At 55.8% G+C, this 19,425-nt stretch carries 16 protein-coding genes; 5 read left to right on the top strand and 11 right to left on the bottom strand.

Annotated elements, in window-relative coordinates; all coding sequences use genetic code 11:
• The first annotated feature begins 2 nt into the window (after window positions 1-2).
• Window positions 3-944 (top strand): nucleoside hydrolase, encoded by a 942-nt coding sequence (locus tag RAE04_RS02405; RefSeq protein WP_317026313.1) that lies wholly within the window; start codon window positions 3-5, stop codon window positions 942-944.
• A 133-nt stretch (window positions 945-1,077) separates the two neighbouring features.
• Here the strand turns inward: RAE04_RS02405 and RAE04_RS02400 are convergent, their stop codons facing one another.
• Together RAE04_RS02400 and RAE04_RS02395 are read right to left on the bottom strand one after the other, a co-directional pair.
• Window positions 1,078-2,136, bottom strand: a complete 1,059-nt coding sequence (locus RAE04_RS02400) for a 5-methylcytosine restriction system specificity protein McrC (RefSeq protein ID WP_239661103.1) — start codon at window positions 2,134-2,136, stop codon at window positions 1,078-1,080.
• Window positions 2,137-2,182: 46 nt separating this feature from the next.
• A complete protein-coding gene (locus RAE04_RS02395) occupies window positions 2,183-4,765 on the bottom strand; it encodes an AAA family ATPase (protein WP_317026312.1) in 2,583 nt (860 codons plus the stop codon).
• Window positions 4,766-4,901: 136 nt separating this feature from the next.
• Here RAE04_RS02395 and RAE04_RS02390 point away from each other — a divergent pair, with 136 nt between their 5' ends.
• Window positions 4,902-5,411: a gluconokinase gene (locus tag RAE04_RS02390; protein ID WP_317026311.1), complete on the top strand. Its 510-nt coding sequence runs from the start codon at window positions 4,902-4,904 to the stop codon at window positions 5,409-5,411.
• Here the strand turns inward: RAE04_RS02390 and RAE04_RS02385 are convergent.
• From RAE04_RS02385 to RAE04_RS02360, 6 genes are all read right to left on the bottom strand, one after another.
• Window positions 5,408-6,802 carry a GntP family permease gene (locus RAE04_RS02385; RefSeq protein ID WP_317026310.1) on the bottom strand — a complete coding sequence of 465 codons (1,395 nt, stop codon included), beginning with the start codon at window positions 6,800-6,802 and terminating at the stop codon, window positions 5,408-5,410. The two genes, RAE04_RS02390 and RAE04_RS02385, sit on opposite strands and share 4 nt — an antisense overlap.
• A gap of 172 nt (window positions 6,803-6,974) precedes the next feature.
• Window positions 6,975-7,592 (bottom strand): hypothetical protein, encoded by a 618-nt coding sequence (locus RAE04_RS02380; RefSeq protein ID WP_269954380.1) that lies wholly within the window; start codon window positions 7,590-7,592, stop codon window positions 6,975-6,977.
• A gap of 175 nt (window positions 7,593-7,767) precedes the next feature.
• On the bottom strand, window positions 7,768-8,889 hold the full coding sequence (locus RAE04_RS02375; protein WP_317026309.1) for a sn-glycerol-3-phosphate ABC transporter ATP-binding protein UgpC: 1,122 nt from the start codon (window positions 8,887-8,889) through the stop codon (window positions 7,768-7,770).
• 44 nt (window positions 8,890-8,933) lie between these two features.
• Window positions 8,934-10,256 (bottom strand): ABC transporter substrate-binding protein, encoded by a 1,323-nt coding sequence (locus tag RAE04_RS02370; protein ID WP_317026308.1) that lies wholly within the window; start codon window positions 10,254-10,256, stop codon window positions 8,934-8,936.
• Window positions 10,257-10,336: 80 nt separating this feature from the next.
• Window positions 10,337-11,182 carry a carbohydrate ABC transporter permease gene (locus RAE04_RS02365; protein ID WP_317026462.1) on the bottom strand — a complete coding sequence of 282 codons (846 nt, stop codon included), beginning with the start codon at window positions 11,180-11,182 and terminating at the stop codon, window positions 10,337-10,339.
• Between the two features lie 27 nt (window positions 11,183-11,209).
• The gene (locus tag RAE04_RS02360) at window positions 11,210-12,190 is read right to left on the bottom strand and encodes a sugar ABC transporter permease (RefSeq protein ID WP_317026307.1); all 981 of its coding nucleotides are present in this window, start codon (window positions 12,188-12,190) and stop codon (window positions 11,210-11,212) included.
• A gap of 259 nt (window positions 12,191-12,449) precedes the next feature.
• Between RAE04_RS02360 and RAE04_RS02355 the strand changes: the two genes are divergently transcribed.
• The 3 genes from RAE04_RS02355 to RAE04_RS02345 all read left to right on the top strand — a co-directional run bounded on the left by RAE04_RS02355 (window position 12,450) and on the right by RAE04_RS02345 (window position 17,147).
• Entirely contained in the window at window positions 12,450-13,667 is a 1,218-nt protein-coding gene (locus RAE04_RS02355) for an amidohydrolase (protein WP_317026461.1), read from the top strand.
• A 516-nt stretch (window positions 13,668-14,183) separates the two neighbouring features.
• Complete coding sequence (locus RAE04_RS02350; protein ID WP_317026306.1) at window positions 14,184-15,494, top strand: threonine/serine exporter family protein; 1,311 nt, start codon at window positions 14,184-14,186, stop codon at window positions 15,492-15,494.
• Window positions 15,495-15,827: 333 nt separating this feature from the next.
• Window positions 15,828-17,147 carry an MFS transporter gene (locus tag RAE04_RS02345; protein ID WP_269954186.1) on the top strand — a complete coding sequence of 440 codons (1,320 nt, stop codon included), beginning with the start codon at window positions 15,828-15,830 and terminating at the stop codon, window positions 17,145-17,147.
• Window positions 17,148-17,404: 257 nt separating this feature from the next.
• Here the strand turns inward: RAE04_RS02345 and RAE04_RS02340 are convergent, their stop codons facing one another.
• The 3 genes from RAE04_RS02340 to RAE04_RS02330 form a co-directional block, all read right to left on the bottom strand.
• Complete coding sequence (locus RAE04_RS02340) at window positions 17,405-17,695, bottom strand: YrhK family protein (protein ID WP_239661104.1); 291 nt, start codon at window positions 17,693-17,695, stop codon at window positions 17,405-17,407.
• Between the two features lie 57 nt (window positions 17,696-17,752).
• Complete coding sequence (locus RAE04_RS02335; protein WP_317026305.1) at window positions 17,753-19,072, bottom strand: septum formation initiator; 1,320 nt, start codon at window positions 19,070-19,072, stop codon at window positions 17,753-17,755.
• Window positions 19,073-19,233: 161 nt separating this feature from the next.
• On the bottom strand, window positions 19,234-19,395 hold the full coding sequence (locus RAE04_RS02330; RefSeq protein ID WP_317026304.1) for a glycine betaine ABC transporter substrate-binding protein: 162 nt from the start codon (window positions 19,393-19,395) through the stop codon (window positions 19,234-19,236).
• Window positions 19,396-19,425: the final 30 nt, after the last annotated feature.

Genomic DNA, 19,425 nt, shown 5'->3' with positions numbered 1-19,425 from the left:
GCATGACGCGAAAAATCATTTTGGACTGCGACCCCGGCCACGATGATGCGGTGGCCCTGCTCCTAGCCATGGGCAACCCCACCATCGAGCTGCTGGGCATTACCACCGTGGGCGGCAACCAGACCTTGGATAAGGTTTCCCGCAATGCCCTGGTCGTCAAGGAAATCGCTGGTCACCCTGAGGTTCCGGTTTATGCCGGCTGCGATCGCCCGCTCGTGCGCCCCGTTGAGGTTGCCGAGGCGATCCACGGCTCCACCGGCATGGACGTGGAAGGCGTCCAACTTCCGGAGCCAAGCACCGCGCTTGCCGACGCCCACGCTATCGACTTCATCATCGACACCATCATGTCCCATGAGCCCGGCACCATCACCCTGGTGCCCACCGGCCCGCTTACCAATATCGCGATGGCCGCGCGCAAGGAGCCGCGCATCGTCGAGCGCGTCAAGGAAGTAGTTCTCATGGGCGGCGGCTATCACGAGGGCAATTGGTCCCCAGTCGCCGAATTCAATATCAAGATCGATCCCGAGGCCGCGCACATCGTCTTCGAAGAGCCTTGGCCCGTCACTATGGTGGGCCTCGATCTCACCCACCAGGCGCTTGCCACCCCGGAGGTCGAAGCCGAAATCAAGGCTCTGGGTACCCCAGTCTCAGAATTCGTCGGCGGTCTCTTCGGTTTCTTCCGCAAGGCCTACCAGGCCAACCAAGGCTTTGGTAACCCACCGGTCCACGACCCGTGCACCATCGCTTACCTCATCGATCCGGACATCGTCCAGGCTCGCAAGGCACCGGTCCACGTCGAGCTCGCCGGCGCACTGACCACCGGGATGACCGTCACCGATCTGCGCGAGCCTGCCGACGCCTCCTGCCACACCCAGGTCGCCACCACCCTCGACCACGCCGGTTTCTGGTGCCTGGTTACCGACGCCCTCAAAAACCTCGGCTAGGTCACCTTCGGCTCCGCGAGCCATCCAACTTTCAGCCACGTTATCGCCCTAGAACCACCAGTTAGAGGAGGCAACGTGGCTGCTTGGGCCCTTATGTTTCACCTCTTCTAGGCTTGCGTACCTTGGAGATTCTTTAAGGAATATCGTGAGGTTCTTTCTGGGGAAATTCGAGATTCGGGGCCACAAGATGAAGCACTTTCTGGCGAAACTCGCGAATTGAGGTCTCGAGACCGACGCTAGCGAAAGCTACAGGGTGTCCGTCGAGAAGGAATGAGATCGTCTCATCCTGTTGGTTTCGTCCCGAAGAAGCATAGAGCATGATGCCCTTAGCGGTTTTCCATTCTTCGCCGAGAATTTCTTGGCTGCGTAAGTAGGCGTAAAGCTGATAAAGGTGCGGGCTTTTTAAGGATTCGTTTCCTACTCGGTTCTCAATGAGCATATGCGTGAACTTGGCATCGATAACGGAAATTTCACCTGCTGGTGATCGCAAAATGATGTCCGTTTGCATGCTCGGTAATTCTTTGGGCACCTGTTGAGCACTCCAGTACAGCCATTCGCCGCTACTTACTTTCCAACCTAAAGGGCAGAGATGGTATTGGAACAGACCAAATAAAGCTTTTTCGAAAAGCTTGCGGATCTCGTGCTGCGTGAAGTGCTTTCTGCTGAACAGCGAAAGGGCATCGTCCCCGCGCGTGGGGACGGCAAATTCTAAAAGCAATCTAGCTACGGCAACTGGTTTCTTGTCTGCAGGGGATAGCCTAGAGTGAGGAAATACCGTCGACTTTGGTTTGGAAATGCCCATTTGAGAAAGCCTTCGAGAAAGCACCTTACACCGTCGGGCACTGGCGTCACTGTCCACGCTGGACAGTAGTTGCGCTGCGTATTCGAGGGCGTATCGAAGGAATTGGTTAACTTCGCTGTTGATGGTGAGCTCATTGAACTCACAGGCAATAAGCCCCTTCTCAAGGAGTTGGCGGCGGGCAGTTTCGTACATGTTAATTCGGCCTCGCACCCGAGTTATATTTCGTTCGGTCAGCGTAAATCCGATGCTTAATTCTCTCCGGAAACGCTCTTCTACAGCGTCACACAGCATTGTTCCAATGAGCTCTGGAAGCTCAACGCCTGCGTCTTCCGCCGCGGAATTAGATATATGCCCATCAACGAAAGACTGCGAGGCGTATAACTGGAGCATCCATACACTACGGATAGGAACGTATATGTCTTCCGGTTGTAGCGAATTAGCCGATGAGGACATTGAGAGCCTGCTCTCGCTTCGCAGGATTGTCGAACCAGTACTCTCCTATGAGCGGCTTGAGATCCGAGGCTACTACCTGGTTAAACCATTCCATAGTTGCATCGTAGGAACTGTCTGCTAGCTTTCGGCGTGGAGTAACAAAGCTGTGTCCGATTAGGTAGTCATCACCGAGATTGAAATCGTCTCGAATTAATTGATTAACCTCTTCGATTCTTCGCGCGATTTCCCTGAGAGCTTGGTCATTGCGGTTGCGTTGGCCAACACAGAAATTTCGCCAAGTAGAACCCAACTGCGGTTCGAGATTTATGAAGGCAAACCTGCGTCGTAAAGCCATATCTACCATGGCGAGGGATCGGTCTGCCTGGTTCATCGTACCGATAACAAAGAAGTTATCAGGTAAGAAAACTGCTTCTCCTTCCTGGCTATATAGCGTGGTGAGTGCATTTTCTGGATTTCTCTTGTCAGCTTCTAAGAGGGTGAGCATCTCGCCAAAAATTTGCGCGGGATTGCCGCGGTTAATCTCTTCAATCACTACTACGTGTGGATTGGAGTCCTCTTTAGCCTTTTCCACAGCCTGGAGAAACGGTCCATCTTTCAATTCCAGTTTTCCATTACTGCTGGGGCGAAAGCCCTGAACGAAGTCCTCATAAGACGTAGATGGATGGAATTGAACGGAGGTGACGACATCTTCCGCATCTGATTTACACAAGACATAAGCTAAGCGGCGAGCAAGCCAAGTCTTGCCTGTACCTGGTGGGCCTTGGAGAATTAGGTTCTTCTTCTCCTTCAGGCGTTCCAGCATTAGTCCGATATAGTCTTTTGAGATAAAGCAGCCGTCTTCGATAAGTCCAGAAATGGTATACAGGTCTTCTTCCGACGAGGACTCTACGGTTTGGGCAGTAGCATCCGTTGGTTCTTGGTTAAAACCCCAAGCTTCATATGACAATCTCGGAAAATTAGCCGGTTCGATCTCGGCGGTAGTAAGCCAGTCTCGGATTTCATCGAGTGTAAGCAAATAATCTTTACCCGTCGAAACATTTTTCTGAATATTGATTCCAAGCGCGGAGTCTTGGGCAAGATACTTGGTGATGACTGAATCGAAAGTGAGGAAATACCGGGGACGTGCCCAGAACAATGCCATGGTGTATGCCGTGATCTGGCGGTCTTTGGTCATCACGTCGAAATCGTGTATAAACTGAGCTCGATTTTCGGGCGTATCTGATTGGCTCACCGCGAGGGCCGAAGCGAAAAGACTCCAGCTATTCTCCCAAAAATCTAGATTAATAACATCTGACGGCTTCGTAGCAAAGCACGAGCGTAAGTTGTTGAGTTGGGGCAGTCCCGAAAAATCCGTTGGTGCTGGGGCTTCAATTCCGAAGACGGTTTTAAAGGCTTGGCAAATTGCCACCTTATTAGATGCCGAAATTTGCCGGTTAGCAACACCGAGGATGGTAAAAGGATCCATATCAGTAGCAGGCACTTCTTTATCATCTATGTGCCAATTCCATAGGTGCTTGAACCGGAGCGGGCGTCCTGAGATTTCAGCGGTCTCTTTTAGCTTTTCGAGTAGCTCCGCGCGGTTATTTTTGAATGCGAGTAGCTTGGTGGCGAGTTCTTCGAAAAATTCCGGCCAGTCAAACGACGGTGACAATGGAGTCTCAGAGGAAAATTCGGGATCTCCCATGCCTTGGATGACGGATTCTACTCGGTCGTAAGCATGATTGCGTGAAACCTGGCAGATAGTAAGCAGTGAAGTTAGAGATCGTTGGAGGTCTATTCCTAGGTCATCACGATTGAAGAAATCGCTTGACCAGTTGATCGGTCGGACGTGCCGCATCTCTTTCGGCTCATGAGGGCGGTACTCGTAATCGCCGGAGACATAGCCAAAATAAACTCGCCCTTTGTGCAACTTGCTCGGCATCAGAACTAGGTCGCCTACCTGCATTTGGTTTTTAAACCGGTTGAGTTGAGAAGCGTAGCTTGTGGATGTTTGTGCTTTGAGATCTGGGTGCTCTCGGACCATAGCAGCCTTGATAGAGTCCAAGGTATTTTGCTTGTTCACCTCTGGGCCATAGTCCATGCCAGGGATGCCTAGGTTGGACTCTAAAGCTTTCTTTTCGCGCTCGCCCTGGCGGCCCGCGCGAAGTACCCAGAAAAAATCCGCACTAGATTCTTCAGGAACTTCTTCCTGCGGGCTTGAACCGGCGTCTTGTTGCTTATGCGCCTTAGAAATAAGACCATTGATTTCTCGGATCTGATCTTTGTCCAAAGGATATGGGTTGGAAGCAAGCCAATTGGCGCCTTCGGCGGTCAAGGAAAAGGATCCCGGCTTAGAGGAACTGACAAACCCTATTTTCCTTGCGTAGAACACCGCCCATCGGGTTCGGTCTTCCACAACTGATCGGCTTTTGAGCTGGCGGTGAGCTTGTCCTGGAAAGTCCGCTTCAGCAATTTCTTGAACGTGTTCAAATAGTTCAGGGTAAGCGACTACTGACGTACCCCGCATCGTTTCTAAGACGACGGGAAGAACGGTTCTCCAGGAAAAAGATTGCTGTCGGTTACGCATCAAAGCATCCTTAGAAGTCAAAGCAGGGGGCGTTCTCATAATAGTAGGAGAACGATTCACAGGGGATGTGCGTATCTCAATTGGGAATCTCAGGAGGATAAACTCGGGAGGAAGAACCCCAACCCAAGGAGCTACCATGAACCAGCACTGTTTCCGCCACATCGTAGTGATGGGAGTATCCGGCTCGGGAAAGACAACGGTGGGGGAGGCGCTGTCGCCGTTGGTAGGTCTGGAGTACCGCGATGGCGATGATATGCATCCGCAGGCCAATATCGACAAGATGGCGGCGGGAATACCGCTCAATGATGCGGACCGGGAACCGTGGTTGAAGCAGATTGGTCAGTGGCTGGCGGATAGGCCAGAAGGAGCGATGGTGGGCTGCAGTGCGCTGAAGCGCAAGTACCGGGATTTGATTCGCGAGTACTGCCCAGCCGTGGTGTTCGTTCACGTACACGGCGACTTTGATGTGCTGCATGAGCGGATGCAGCACCGGCCGGGGCACTTTATGCCGGCGTCGCTCTTGCAGTCGCAGTTCGATACTTTGGAACCGCTGGAAGAAGACGAAACTGGCCGCGTCTTTGATGTGACGCGGCCAGTCGAGGAGATTGCCCAAAAGGCCGCTGCTTGGATTAAGACTGGGGTCTAAAAGAGCGCTGCTACTGCGTAGAGCACCAAGACTAGGGCAAAGCCGATGACGGAAATCAGAATTTGGTTGACCGTCCAGGTCTTCAGTGTGGTGACCGTATCCATGCCCATCAAGCGGCCGACGAGCCAGAAGCCGGAGTCGTTGACGTGAGAGCCGAAGACGGAACCGGCGGCGGTAGCCACGACGATTAGGGCGAGCTGCAGCTCGTTGAAGCCGCCGGCTTCCACGGCGGGAACCATGAGGGCAGCGGCTGTTGTTAGTGCCACGGTGGCGGATCCTTGGGCTAGGCGCAGGGCCACGGCGATGAGGTAGCAGGCCAGGATGACGGGGATGCCAAGGCCGGAGAGGGAATCGGCCAGGGCGTCGCCAATGCCAGAAGTGCGCAGTACTCCACCGAACATGCCGCCGGCACCGGTGATGAGCACAACGGAACAGATGGGCCCGAGCGAGGAATCGACGAGCTTTTCCAGCGCAGTCTTTTCTACGCCGCGGCGCAGGCCCAGGACCACGAGTGCAATGAGCACGGTGATGAGCAGCGCGATCGGGGTCTGGCCCAGCATGACAAAGAACCGCACCCACGCGGCGTCGGCATCGATGGTGCCGTTGGAAGCCAGCGCGTTGAGGCCGGTGTTGAAGAAGATGAGCACCATCGGGATGAGCAAGAGGGAAATTACCGTTGGGGCAGAGGCCGGCTTGAGGGGTTGCTCTTCTTCCGAAAGCACCGGGCCGGCGATGGCATCAGTAACCTTCAGCGGGAATTTCTTGCCGGAAAGCAGGCCGAAGCGGTAGCCGGAAATATACCAGGTAGGCAGCGCAAGCAGCAGGCCGACGAGCAGGACGAGGCCGAGGTCAGCGCCATAGAATTCGCTGGCTGCAACGGGGCCCGGGTGCGGCGGCAGGTAGACGTGCATGACCGAAAACGCACCAGCGGCCGGCAGGCCAAAGGCCAGGACCGGACCGTCCAAGCGGCGAGCAACGGCGAAGATAACCGGCAGCATCACGATCAGGCCGGCGTCGAAGAAGATAGGAAAGCCCATGATCAGCGAAGCCAGGCCGAGTGCAAGGGGCGCTTTGGATTCGCCGAAGCGGCGGACCATGGCGTCGGCAAGCGATTTGGCGCCACCGGAGGCTTCCACGAGCCGGCCAATCATGGCACCCAGTCCCACCAGCAATGCTACCGAGCCCAGAGTGGAGCTAAAGCTTTCAGTCATGGTGGGCACAATGCCCTCCAACGGAATGCCAGCAGCCAGCGCCGTAAGGGCCGAGACCACCAGCAGGGTGAGAAAAGCGTGGAGCTTGAAATAGATGACCAGCACCAAAATCACGGCGATGGCGGCCACCGCAATTCCTAGCAGCGGGCCGGTAGATAGTGTAGGTTCCCACGTTTCCATAGAGAGTTCCTTTTCCTTTGCAAACCTTTGAATAAAAGAAACGTTAGCAGTGGTCCTGTGCGCTGCCTAAAGCAATCGGCTAAATGCGACCTACCCAACACGGAGCCGGGTGAAGACAGAAAAATCCCCTAGGCGCCGTACTGGGCCTAGGGGAAAGGAGGCGTCAAACGATTTAGTCGAACTGACCCTGGATGACAGCCGCCGCATCCAGTGGGGTCACGTGGTAGGAGATGGGATTCTGGTTGGCGCCGGCCATGAGCGCGCCGGCGCAAGAGTGACCTGCGCCCATCATGTGGCCCAGCTCGTGGGCGATGGTGCCCTGGACTGCCTCTGGGTACTGGGCATTAGGAATCTTGATAAAGACCATCTTGTGATCCGGGTAGGCGGCGCCCTGGACGTAGCCATTTGGGTCGGGCTTGAAGATGATGGCGATGGTGTCATCATCAGCCTCAGAAGGCTTAACTTCCTTCAGAGACGCCTTGCCCTTGAGGGCCTTGTTCCACTCCGCAACCGCGGCATCCAGCTGCTTGCGGTACGGGAAGTTTTCGACCACCTTGTACTCCAAAACGCCATCTTTGAAGTACGGCTTTACGGAGTCTTCATCGTGGAGGATGGAAGGATCCGGAACCGGCTTGCCATCGTTGGCCAGCTTGGTGATGGTCTTGCAGGTGCCTGGATCAATGAGGGAGCGAACTGGGTCGCTCTTGGCGCTGGCGGCCGGTGCGGCGACGGTACCGAGGATTGCGGTTGCAGCCAGAGTGACGGCAGAAAGCTTCTTGAAAGAATACATAGGCAGTGAGTTACCTTTCGGTTGATTTTAAGGTTCGCTGAGTGCGATATTCCCAGCAATATCCGTGGTAAATGGCATTGTGTGGGTTTCTTATGCGTGCGAGCATATATCAGGTTCTTATTGTCTGCAAAGGGAAAAATAAGAATCTAAGGTGTCAACTGCCTATTTTCTACTTCTAGTTCAGGCGTTCGCCAGTAGTGGTGCTAAATAGATGCACTCGGTCCGGGTCGGGGGAAACGTAGAAAGTATCGCCCACCGCATAGCGGCCGCGGGCATCGACCAAAATGCCGGTCTGGCCACCCATCCGGGTCGAGGACTTGAACACGCAGTCGGCGGAGCTGTTGCCGGCGGCGTCGTCAAGCTCGCCATAGACATAGGTCTGGTTTCCCAGCTCCTCGACGTGCGCGACGGTGAACTTTGCCCCGCCATTGCCGGTATCGCTTAGCTGCCAGTCTTCCGGGCGGATGCCCACCGTGACGGTCTCCACGCCCTCAAAGTTGTAGTTGGCCAGATTGATGCGGGTAGAGCCGATGGTGAGCTCAGAGGAGTTATGGGTGAGGTCGTAGATATTCATCGCCGGGGAGCCAATGAATCCGGCGACAAAAACGTTCTGTGGGCGGTCATAAATGGTACGGGTGGTATCCACCTGCTGTAGGACGCCGGCGTTGAGAACGGCGACGCGGTCACCCATGGTCATTGCCTCAGTTTGATCGTGGGTGACATATACGGTGGTGGTACCAAGGCGGCGCTGCAGGTTGGAGATCTGCGCGCGGGTGGAAACGCGCAGCTTGGCATCCAGGTTGGACAGCGGCTCGTCCATGCAGAATACGGCCGGTTCGCGGACGATGGCGCGGCCCATGGCCACGCGCTGGCGCTGGCCACCGGAAAGATTAGCCGGCTTGCGGTCAAGAAGGTCTTCCATCTGCAGGATCTTCGCGGCCTCGTGCACGCGGGATTTAATCTCGTTCTTCGGGACCTTGCGGTTTTCCAGCGCGAAGGACATATTCTGCGCCACGGACATATTGGGGTAGAGGGCATAGTTCTGAAAGACCATGGCCACGTCGCGGTCCGATGGGCTGACCCCGGTGACGTCCTTACCACCGATGCGGATGGAGCCGCGGTCGGTGGGCTCAAGACCTGCCAGCATGCGCAGGCTGGTGGACTTGCCGCAGCCGGATGGGCCAACGAGGACCAAGAATTCGCCATCGGCAATATCCAGGTTGAGACGGTCAACGGCGGGGCGTTCCGCGTCCTTAGAGTAGATGCGGCTTGCGCCATCGAAGGTGACAGTAGCCATGGTTACCTTTCAGAATCTAGTGGGGAAGGGGTGGCTGCGAGAGCCTACTTATTGATGACGGTCTTGACCTGGTTGTCATAGATAGACTGCAGGGTCTTTTGTAGATCGGTCAGCACCTTGGTGACGTCATCGCGGTTGGTGACGATCTTTTCAAAGGCGCCGCCGATTTCCTGGTCCGCGCCGGGCAGGAAGGCGCGGGCATTGTCCTGCGGTCGGGTCTCTGGCAGCTGTTTGATAGCGGTTTCGAAGTTCGGGTTGTCCTTCATGAACTTCTTTTGGTCCTCGTTGTCCACCGCGGTGGAGCGCACCGGCATGTAGCCCACGTTCTGGGACCAGTAGCAGGTGTTTTCCTCATTGGTGATGAAGTCAATGAGCTTGATAGCAGCCAGCTGGCGGTTCTTGCTGATGCCAGCCGGGATAGCCAGGCCGGCACCACCGGTGGGGCAGGCGCCTTCGCCAGTCGGGTTAGGCAAGAAGGCGGTGCCGAGCTCGAACTTGGCGGTATCGGTCAGACCCGCCAGGTCACCGGTGGACAGGACGGTGGCGGCGGCGCGGCCGGTGCCGAACTCCATGGCCATGTCATTGCCCACGTAGGAGTAACCGTTCTTCTCATCGGTGATGTCCTTGAGCCATTCGACGGCCTTGATGGTCTTGTCATCGGTGAACTTCAGATCCCACTCATCGGAGTAAGCGCCGCCCTTGGACCACAGCGGGCCCTGGAAGATCCAGCCCAGGTAGTCCACGGCATCGCCCCAGCCAAAAGGCTTCATCTTGGAATCAGCCTCAGCCAGCTTCTTGGACCACTCATCCATCTCATCCCAGGACTTCGGGCCGCGGTCTGGCAGACCGGCCTTCTTCCACGCGTCCTTGTTGTAGTAGAACAACGGCGTGGAACGAGCGAAAGGAAGCGCAAAGTGGCCGCCGTCGTAGTTGTAGTCCTCATAAAGGGGCTGCACGTAGGTAGACAGGTCGATGCCCGCTTCCTTAGCAAGGTCATCCACGTTGGCGATTTGGTCATTGATGGCAAAGTTGTACCACCAGACGTCAGACAGCACCACGATGTCCGGCAGGTCCTGGCCGGTGAGCGCGGCGTTGAACTTCTGTGCTGCTTCTTCGTAGTTCTTGCCGGCATCAACGAGGTTGACCTTGATGTCCGGGTTCTCCTTTTCAAAGCGGGAGATGATCTCCTTCTCAATGTCCTTGGACGTGCCCGGGTGGTTGGACCACCAGGTCAGCTCGGTGACTTCACCGTCGCCGCCCTTGTCGTTGCCACCCTGCGGATTGGTGGACGAGGTGCCGGCACAAGCTGCGAGTGCGGTAGCAGAAGCGGCTGTGGAGGCTAGGGCGAGGAATTTGCGACGTAGCATGTAGTTCTCCTTAAAAGGGTGGTTAAGGGGTGGAAAGTAAAGCAAGTGGAAACGGCGAGCGTGGGTGGGGAAGAAGCCTTCTAACCCTTCACGGCGCCAGTGGTGAGGCCTTGAATCATGTACTTTTGCAAGGCTAGGAAGATGATGACCATAGGAATGATGGTGAGAATGGTGGCGGCCATTACCGGGCCCCAGTTGGTCACGCCATCGTTGTTTTGCAGCATGGTCAAACCCACCTGCAGCGGGGCAACGTCCTCTGTATCCGCCATGAGGAAGGGCCACAGGTAGGTATTCCATTCATTGACCATGGTGATGACGGAAAATGCGGTCAGCGTGGGCCATGAGACCGGTAGTAACACCTTGGTGAGCAGGCGGATAGGGCCGGCGCCGTCCATGCGGGCAGCTTCCACCAGCTCATAGGGCAGGGACAAAAAGTGGTTGCGCATCAAGAAGGTACCGAAAGCCACGCCGGCTAGTGGCACGATGATGCCCACGAAGGTATTGCGCCAGCCCAAGGAATTGACCAGGGCGTAGTTGGAAATGACGGTGATTTCGCTGGGCACCATGAGCGAGGAAATGACCAGCAGGAATACCAGGTGGCGGCCCGGGAAGCGCAGGATCGCCAGCGCATAGGCGGAGATGACGCCCAGCACAATCTTGATGATGGACAGTACTGCGGTAATGAGCACCGAGTTGCGCAGGTAGGTCCAGAACGGCACACGGGTGGTGGCATCGGAGTAGTTCTCGGTTTCCCACACGGGCGGAAGCCAATTGACCGGGTCGGTATAGATATCGCCCTTGGCCTTAAACGAGGTCATGAGGATCCAAAACAGCGGCAGGCCGATGAGCAGCAAGACCGCCAGGATACCCAGGTAGCCACCGGCGATTTTGGCACGGCGGGCGGTGGGGGACTCATCCGTGACCATGTGAAGGGTAGAAGTAGCCATGTTGGGTTAACCTCGCTTATCCATGATGCGGACCTGGATCAGGGTGATGATGAGCAGGATGAGGAACAAGATGGTGGCGGCAGTCGCACCGTAGCCGGCGCGGAAGTTGACGAAGGTCTCGTTGTAGATCTGGAAGACCAGCGTCTGCGTGCCATTGCCCTGCGGGCCGCCACGGGTCATGACGTTGATGATGTCGAAGACCTGCACGGAGTTAAGCAGCACCGTAATGGATAGGAAGAAGGTGGTATTGCGCAGCTGCGGCATGGTCACGCGCCAGAACTTGCGCCAGCGTCCGGTGCCGTCGATAGCGGCAGCTTCATCTAATTCCTTATCCAGGCCCTGTAGTGCTGCCAAATAGATGACAAAGGTATAGCCCAGGTTCTTCCACACAAAGGTAAAGGTCACCATGAACATGGCCCAGCCCGGTACTGCGTAGAAGTTGGGGGAGTCCACACCGAACCAGCCCAGTATTTCCTGGATGAGGCCAAAGTTGGGATCGAAGACGAATTGGAAGGCAATGCCAATGGCCGCGCCGGAGATGGCATAGGGGGCAAAGACCACCGAGCGCGCAAAGTTGCGACCCTTAATGTTTTGGTTCAGCAGCAAGGCCAGCGCTAGGCCGATGACCATGGAGCCAATCACTGCGAAGAAGGTAAAGACCAGGGTGTTGAGCACGATTATCTTCGTGTCATCGCGGCTAAACCACTCCGCATAGTTATCCAAGCCCACGAAGGTGGAGGTGGGGCTGGAGATATTCCAATTGAAAAAGGAGAGGCGGATATTGTCCAGCAGCGGCCGGTAGGTAAAAACGGTCAGCAAGATAAGGTTCGGCGCTAAGAGCGCTGCGGCCAGTAACCATTCCTTGTGTCGGTTGCGCTTGGCCTTGCGGACAAGCGCCGCGGAATCACCGGAGTTTTCCGCGCGTGCGGGAGATGCGGTTGTAGTGCCGGCGACACCGGCACCGAGAGAGTCTTCCTGAAAAGTCACTCGGTCAATCTAGGGCGGGCAGGTGACGCCTAGCTACACAGAAAACAAACATCTGATGAATAATAAGAAGCCGATGAGTTAAAGGTGGACACGTCATCAAAGATTCTATAAAGTCGCAGCGCAACCCCCTATGGCGCTGGTCGCTCCGCTGCCCAACTATGTCTGTCGTTACAAAGATGCCCCGCTTGCCGGCGCCACCTTCCTCCCACCTCACTACACTGGCTCCATAGTCCACCACGTTGCCCACCAGGAGGAAGCAATGTCTGTCCGTACCGTTTGCAGCAATTATGACTCCGTCAAGAATTGGCAGGAGCCGCTGTATAAGGATCTGCACCAGCACCCGGAGCTATCCATGCAGGAAGAGCGCACGCCGGGTATCATCAAGGACAAGCTTTCTGACCTTGGCTTTCACCAAATTGAAGTAGGCGGCGGCGTGCTCGGTGTTTTAGAAAACGGTGCTGGGTCTACCGTCATGCTGCGCGCGGATTTCGATGGCCTGCCGGTTAAGGAGGATACCGGCCTAGATTACGCCTCCACCGATACCGCCGTTGACCAGGAAGGAAACGCGGTCCCCGTCATGCACGCCTGCGGCCATGACTCCCACGTGGCCAGCCTGCTGGGCATGGGCGCGCTCATGGCGCAGGCCACCGACCAGTGGTCTGGCACCCTACAGCTCATTTTCCAACCGGGCGAGGAGATTGCCGCCGGTGCCCAGTCCATGGTGGATGACGGACTTGTGGACAAGGTCGCCACGCCGGACGTGGTACTGGGGCAACACGTCTTTGCCAGCAACTTTCCCGCCGGTACGGTGGCGCTGGCCTCCGGCCCATTCATGTCCACCGCGGTCAGCATGGACGTCAAGGTTTATGGTCAAGGTTCGCACGGCTCCATGCCGCACCTCAGCGTCGATCCCGTTGTACTGGCCAGCTCCATTGTCATGCGTTTACAGACGGTCATCTCCCGCGAACTCAACCCCTCCGAATTCGGCGTGCTGACCGTGGGTGCCATCAATGCTGGCTCGAAAGCAAATATCATCCCCTTCGAGGCCAACCTAAAGATCAATGTGCGCGCCTATAGCGAGCAGGTGCGCGATAAAATCACCGGCGCCATCGAGCGCATCGTCAATGCCGAGTGCGAGGCCGCCGGCAGCCCGCAGCCCGCCGAGTTCAGCTACCACGATTCCTACCCGCTTACCAGCAACGATAAGGACACCACGGAGCGCCTTCAGGAAGCCTTTACTGCCTACTTTGGCCCCGACCGCGTCCTTGATGCCGAGCCCCTCACCGCCTCGGAGGATTTTTCCACCATTGCCCGCGCCTTCGGCGTTCCCTACTGTTTCTGGGTATTTTCAGGCCGAGAAGAAGAAAAGGATGTCCCTAACCACAGCCCGCACTTCGCCCCGCTGCTCCAGCCCACTCTGCGCACCGGCACCGAAGCCCTTATCGCCGCTGCGATGAGCTACCTAGGAAACAACTAACCGACACGCAACATTCGGCCGCACAGCTCCAATGGGGTGTGTGGCCATTCCTCCTGGCATGCGCGCTGTATGCGGCGGCGGGGTGGGGGAGTAGTCCGCAGGATCCATAACCGCGAATCTGGGCCCTGCATCGCTTTCCGACGCCCACTTCTTCCTTCACACCCCAACCTGCAGACCCCTAAAACAGCTCCAGAGCCCGGGCCTCGCTTGGGGCCACAGAGCGCTGGAACTGGTTCTCTCTATCTCTCTTGCGTTCTCTCGAACACGTAAATTCAAGATAACGCGCTAGGCTGCCATAGGTCTGCAATTTGTCTGTGAATATAGTGGCAATCATTTGGTGGAGGGTAAAAATGGCTCATCAGCTTACGGGTATAAAGGCGGAGGCCTTTGGATTGCTGAACATGATTCACCAGAGGCTTCTTTTGCGTAAGATTTTAGGAAAGCTACAAGCGCGCTATCGGGTTGGGGTCGGCAAGTCTTTAATTGTGCGCCGAGAGCAATGTCAGAGGAGGAGATATGGCACAACAATTTGATCCAGAGATGCATCGGCAAATGGGTGTCGAGGCGGACGTTGTATTGCGGGTGGGAATGCTCCTAATGGGTGCCGGCACCTCTGGTTATCGCGTACTTAGAGGGATGAAGCGGAGTGCGCGAGCTTTGGGGTTTGACCATCTAGATGCCACAGTGGGTCTGACGCAGATCACCTGTACGTTTCACCGCGGCGAATACTTCCGGACGGTCATTGCTCGGCAACATTCGCCCGCAGTTGATGCCTCTCGGATTGAAGCCTTGGAAGATTTAACCCACAACCGCCTCTACGCAGGGATCACGGCTCGGGAGTTAGCGGCGATGCTGGATACTATTGAGCATAATGTCAAAAAGCGCTGGGGCGGTCTAATCCTTTCTTTCGCTGCCGCGATCGCATGTGCGGCGTTTGCGTATCTTAATTTTTTCCCGCTGGAAGCAGTGGGGTTGGTTGCTTTGGCGGCGTTTGCAGGCCAGTTTGTTCGTTATACAGTTCTCCACCGTCACGTTCATCAAATTGGAGGAGTGATTGCTGGTGGAGCGACGGCAAGCATTGTTTTCTTTTTGTTGACGGAGATTTTCGGAGCTTTAGGTTCGGTGGAGCCTAGTGAATTGTCCTCGGGCTTTGTAGCAGCTGTTTTATTCTTGATCCCTGGGTTTCCACTTTTCTCTGCTTTGATCGACATAGCCCGCTTTGATCTTGATGCGGGTATTGTCAGGTTGGGGTATGCTTTCACCGTTATATTTACGGCCGCTTTCACGGTCTCAATGGTTAGCTGGCTGACTAAACTTAGCCCTGACCCACCTGCACCTGCACAGGATATGCAATGGTTTCTGTTGGCGCCGCTGGCAAGTTTTCTAGGCATTGCTGGGTTTGCTTTTCTTTTTAACTCTTCCCGCCGCATGGTCTTAGTAGCGGCGTGTGTTGGAACCGTGGCAAATGAGCTTCGTTTGATTCTAATTCACGCGGGAACAACCATTTTCTTTGCAGCCTTTGTGGGTGGATTGCTTATCGGGTTGCTGGGGGCAGTAGCTTCTAAAAGGGCGCGTCTTCCTCGTATTACAACTACCGTTCCGGCCGCGGTGATTATGATCCCAGGGGTGACGATGTTCCGGGCAGTGTTTTATTTGAACGATGGTCAGATGGATCAAGCATTGGCCAATGTAGCAACTGGAATGATGGTGGTTGGATCTATTGGTGCCGGTTTGGTCTTTTCTCGCCTGCTTACTGATAAGGATTGGGCGCTGGGTCGTCTCATTGATTTTGATAAAAAGCTTCCGCAAAGGCCTTCTTCCGCGTGATGCTTAGACTCTTGTTAGAAAGGCCTGTTGTCCTGTGGAAACTGAAACTACCAAGGGTCCTCTCTGCCTCTCTCATATGCGCTGTCTCAAACGCCCGAAATCAGTATGGGGCACTGGGCCGTAGCGCCCATGGGGTCTAGCTGTTGGGTTGCTGTTAGTAGTTGGGAATGGGGTGGGGAGGGCGTCGGAAAGCGGGGCAGAGGTAGAGTTGTGCAACATTAGAACATCAAAGTGACGTAGGACATAGTTTGTTTCTGTAGGGTGGAAGATATGCGCGCACTCTGGCTGCGTCGTTTCACATGCTTGTAGAGCTACAGAATTGAGGTGAGGAGCATGTCTCCTCTCACAGCACAACCCCCAGCCAAGAACGCCGTGCCGGCACAGGTGGAAGATACAGAAGTTACGAAGCGCCAACATCGCTCGGCCATTAAGGCGGCGTTTATCGGCACCTTCATCGAGTGGTTCGACTACGCGGCCTATATCTATATGTCCGCGATTATCTCCCGCGTGTTCTTTCCGGAGATGGAAGGCCGCCGCGCGCTGATTATGACGTTTGCGCTCTTCGCACTGTCATTCCTGGTGCGGCCGTTGGGAGGCATTGTATGGGGTCACTTTGGCGATAAATACGGGCGCATCCACACGCTGACGGTGTCTATTGTGATGATGTCGGTGGCTACCGCGTGCATCGGATTCCTGCCGGGGTATGCCACCATTGGCTTTGCCGCCTCCATCTTGCTATTGCTGTGCCGCATGGTGCAGGGATTTTCCGCAGCCGGAGAGTATGCAGGCGCGGCCACGCACCTAGCTGAGATTGCCCCGGCCGGTAAGCGTGGCATCTATTCGGCGGTAGTGCCGTCCGCGACGGCCTCGGGTTTGCTCTTGGGCTCGCTCATTGCGGCACTGCTGACTGGAGTCCTCGATGATGCCGCCCTGGATTCCTGGGGGTGGCGCGTACCATTCCTCATTGCGCTGCCTTTGGGTCTGTATGGCCTGTGGATTCGCCGCAACACGGAAGAGTCCTCCCACTTTGAGGATCAAGATGAGCCGGAGGAATCCCCGCTGCGTGAGGTCCTCAAGTATCCCAAGGCCCTGGCCATTGCCTTTGCGGGCGCGGTTCTCAACGCCATTGGCTTCTACGTCATTTTGACCTACCTGCCCACATACCTGTCGGAGGAGTTGGGCATGGCCGCGACGCCGGCGTTTATCGCGTCCTCGGTGGCGTCCGCATTCTATGTGGGCTTTGCCTTGCTTACCGGCATGCTTTCGGATCGTCTTGGTCGCCGCACAACGATGCTGTGCGCGGCCGCGTTCATGGGTGTGTCCATCATTCCGGCCTTTATGCTTCTTGATGGCGCCGGGCTCCTGCTTGTCATTATCATCCAGGTGTGCTTGGGCGGCGTGCTGGCGCTTAACGACGGCGTCCTGCCCTCCTTCCTTTCCGAACAATTCCCCACGCACGTGCGCCTTTCCGGCTTCGCACTGACGTTTAATACGGCCAATGCTGTCTTTGGTGGTACCGCTCCCATGATTGCCACCTGGCTTATTGATGTCACAGGCCTGCAGCTTGCTCCCGCCTTCTATTTGGTGGCTGCGGCGCTGGTGACCGGAACTGCGGTGCTATTCGCTTCGAAACACAATAAGCTGCACCAGTAGCGCTTCGGTACAAGGTAAAACGCCTGCGGCCCTCGGAACCAAAAGGAACCGAGGGCCGCAGGCGTCTCTCTCTACAAGGTGTTTCCATGTATCGGCTTAAGCCGCCCTCTGGAAACTGAGGGGTTCTCTCTATCTCTCTCGTATGCGCTCTCTCAAACGCATGATTTAAGTATGGGGCATGGGGCTGCTACCACAATGGATTGTGCCTGATAAGTCCCTGCTAGTTGCTGAAAGTTTACTGCTAGCCCATCTGCGGCTTAGTAGTCATAACTTTCGGCAGTGTTTGCATCTGCGCCAATGCGTTGCAGGTGTGTGCGGCGCTTTAAGCGGATAGCCGGGCGGGCTGCCATGCCGAGGCTGCCCAGAAGGTAGAAGACGGTAGCGACCATCGACAAGCCGGCAAGTGTTAGCACCGAGCCGAGGATAAAAACCACGGAGATGGCGATGTCATTGGCGATAGAGAAAGTCTCGTATTTGTTTTTGATTCTGATTTCGTTGTTCTGCCCGAGCTTAATTGTGAAGTCGGGATCCTTTTCCTGTTCTGACATGATGCCTCCCACCTTGCCAGACAGGAAAAGCCCTTGTCGAGCCACGTTTTTGTGGGATTATTGGAACATTCCCCAGATGGTGGCAAAGAGCACGATTAAGCCCATAACTGCCACAAAGTAGTTGGTCTTTTTACCGCGGAAGCGGGCTAGTGCCTCCACGCGGTAGATGACCCAAATAGGCAGCAGGTAGGTCATGAAGGCGAAGAAGACGCCGCCTACGACAGAAATCATGTCCAGGATCGAAGGGTTGAAAATTCCTACTAGAGACGTGGTGATGAAGATGAAGAGGTAGGTCCACAGGTCAAGTGTGCGCGCAGACATCTTCTTTGTGGCTTTCGGGGCGGCCAGGTTGAAGAGGTACTGGGTACCCTCGATGGTGCCAAGGGCGTGGCCGAAATAGGACGAAGCCACTGCGCAAATAACCACGATGGGCGCCATGTAGGCCATAAATGGGGTGCCGGTTTCGTTGGCGAAGTAGGAAAGTACCGGCAGGTTCTTGTCATTAGCTTCCTGCATGCCGTCCGCGCCCATGGCCAGGGCGCAGGACCAGACAAAGAACATGGTGAAGATGGTCAGCAGGATGGCGGAGTTGCGGATAACCTTATCGGACTGTGAGTGGTGGTCCGCGCCGTATTCCTTTTCCATGCCCAGCGAGAACTGGGAGATCGCAGCAACGAAGGAAAAGGAGAAAACCAATACGGGAAGGATAAGGATGATGGCCTTGATAACGCCGCCAGCGGTGTGATCGCCGGCCTCCATGAAGGAACCGAGGTCCCATTGCGGAATGAGGTAGAGCGATACCACTGCGAGCGCCACGATGAGCGGGTAGACCACGAACTGGGCAATCTTGAGCATGATGGCGTTGCCAAAGGCCAGCGCGAGTGTCATGAGGCCCACGCACAGCGGCGCCAGGATGTAGCGGGAGATTTCCGGGCCACCCAGCTGGTTGACGATGAAGCTATCGACCGTATTCGTAATCGATACGCCGTAGATAAGCACCACCGGGAAGATGGTGAACCAGTAGATGATGGCGAGGATGATGCCGTTGCCGCGGCCAAAGAAGTGGGTGAGTACCGCGAGGACGTCCTCGCCATGCAGCGGCGAGTAGCTAATGATCCAGGAGAAGGCGCGGTGGGCTAAGTAGGTCATCGGGAAGATGAGCAGCGTGGCTACCAGTAGCGGGATGAAGCCGAAGCTGCCGGCAGAAATCGGCAAGAAGAGGATACCTGCGCCCACGGCAGTGCCGAAGAGTGTGATTGTCCACTGGCTGTTGACGGCCTTATTGGTGGTCACCTGGCTGCTGTTGGGGGTGTCTGCGCCGCCGGTAGCGGGTGAACTGGCCGGTGAAGCAGGCACATTCGCAGTCGTGTGAGACATAAAATTCATCCTTCAGTACGTGTGAATGAGCTAACATAAACAATCTATCTGAAGGTTTTGTCGAACGAAAGCAAATTTGTGATCTAAGTTAAATAAATGTTAAAGACCGCCGCACCGAGGGTGGCGCAGCGGTCTTTGGGAATCTTGTTAAGGTGCCGCAGCTAGTCCGCGATCAGGTTTTCTTCCTTCAAGAAGTACTGCGCGACGGTGGTATAGTCCTCGCCATCGACGTCGACGCGGGCATTGAGTTCCTGCATTTTTTCGTCGGTAAGCAACTGCGAAAGGGGAGCGAAGAGTTCTTCAATCTCTGGGTGCTCGTCCAAGACCTCGGTGCGGACAACCGTGGCAAGGTT

It is taken from the genome of Corynebacterium sp. CTNIH16, assembly GCF_032821655.1.
Lineage (GTDB): Bacteria > Actinomycetota > Actinomycetes > Mycobacteriales > Mycobacteriaceae > Corynebacterium > Corynebacterium marquesiae.
Note: the sequence above shows the minus strand (reverse complement) of the source record. Positions and strands in the feature narration are given on the sequence as shown.

Coding starts and splice junctions, on each gene's coding strand:
- RAE04_RS02405 (WP_317026313.1), top strand. CDS start 3: ATGACGCGAAAAATCATTTTGGACTGCGACCCCGGCCACGATGATGCG.
- RAE04_RS02365 (WP_317026462.1), bottom strand. CDS start 11,182: ATGGTCACGGATGAGTCCCCCACCGCCCGCCGTGCCAAAATCGCCGGT.
- RAE04_RS02375 (WP_317026309.1), bottom strand. CDS start 8,889: ATGGCTACTGTCACCTTCGATGGCGCAAGCCGCATCTACTCTAAGGAC.
- RAE04_RS02355 (WP_317026461.1), top strand. CDS start 12,450: ATGTCTGTCCGTACCGTTTGCAGCAATTATGACTCCGTCAAGAATTGG.
- RAE04_RS02340 (WP_239661104.1), bottom strand. CDS start 17,695: ATGTCAGAACAGGAAAAGGATCCCGACTTCACAATTAAGCTCGGGCAG.
- RAE04_RS02335 (WP_317026305.1), bottom strand. CDS start 19,072: ATGTCTCACACGACTGCGAATGTGCCTGCTTCACCGGCCAGTTCACCC.
- RAE04_RS02390 (WP_317026311.1), top strand. CDS start 4,902: ATGAACCAGCACTGTTTCCGCCACATCGTAGTGATGGGAGTATCCGGC.
- RAE04_RS02350 (WP_317026306.1), top strand. CDS start 14,184: ATGGCACAACAATTTGATCCAGAGATGCATCGGCAAATGGGTGTCGAG.
- RAE04_RS02370 (WP_317026308.1), bottom strand. CDS start 10,256: ATGCTACGTCGCAAATTCCTCGCCCTAGCCTCCACAGCCGCTTCTGCT.
- RAE04_RS02380 (WP_269954380.1), bottom strand. CDS start 7,592: ATGTATTCTTTCAAGAAGCTTTCTGCCGTCACTCTGGCTGCAACCGCA.
- RAE04_RS02395 (WP_317026312.1), bottom strand. CDS start 4,765: ATGCGTAACCGACAGCAATCTTTTTCCTGGAGAACCGTTCTTCCCGTC.
- RAE04_RS02345 (WP_269954186.1), top strand. CDS start 15,828: ATGTCTCCTCTCACAGCACAACCCCCAGCCAAGAACGCCGTGCCGGCA.
- RAE04_RS02400 (WP_239661103.1), bottom strand. CDS start 2,136: ATGCTCCAGTTATACGCCTCGCAGTCTTTCGTTGATGGGCATATATCT.
- RAE04_RS02385 (WP_317026310.1), bottom strand. CDS start 6,802: ATGGAAACGTGGGAACCTACACTATCTACCGGCCCGCTGCTAGGAATT.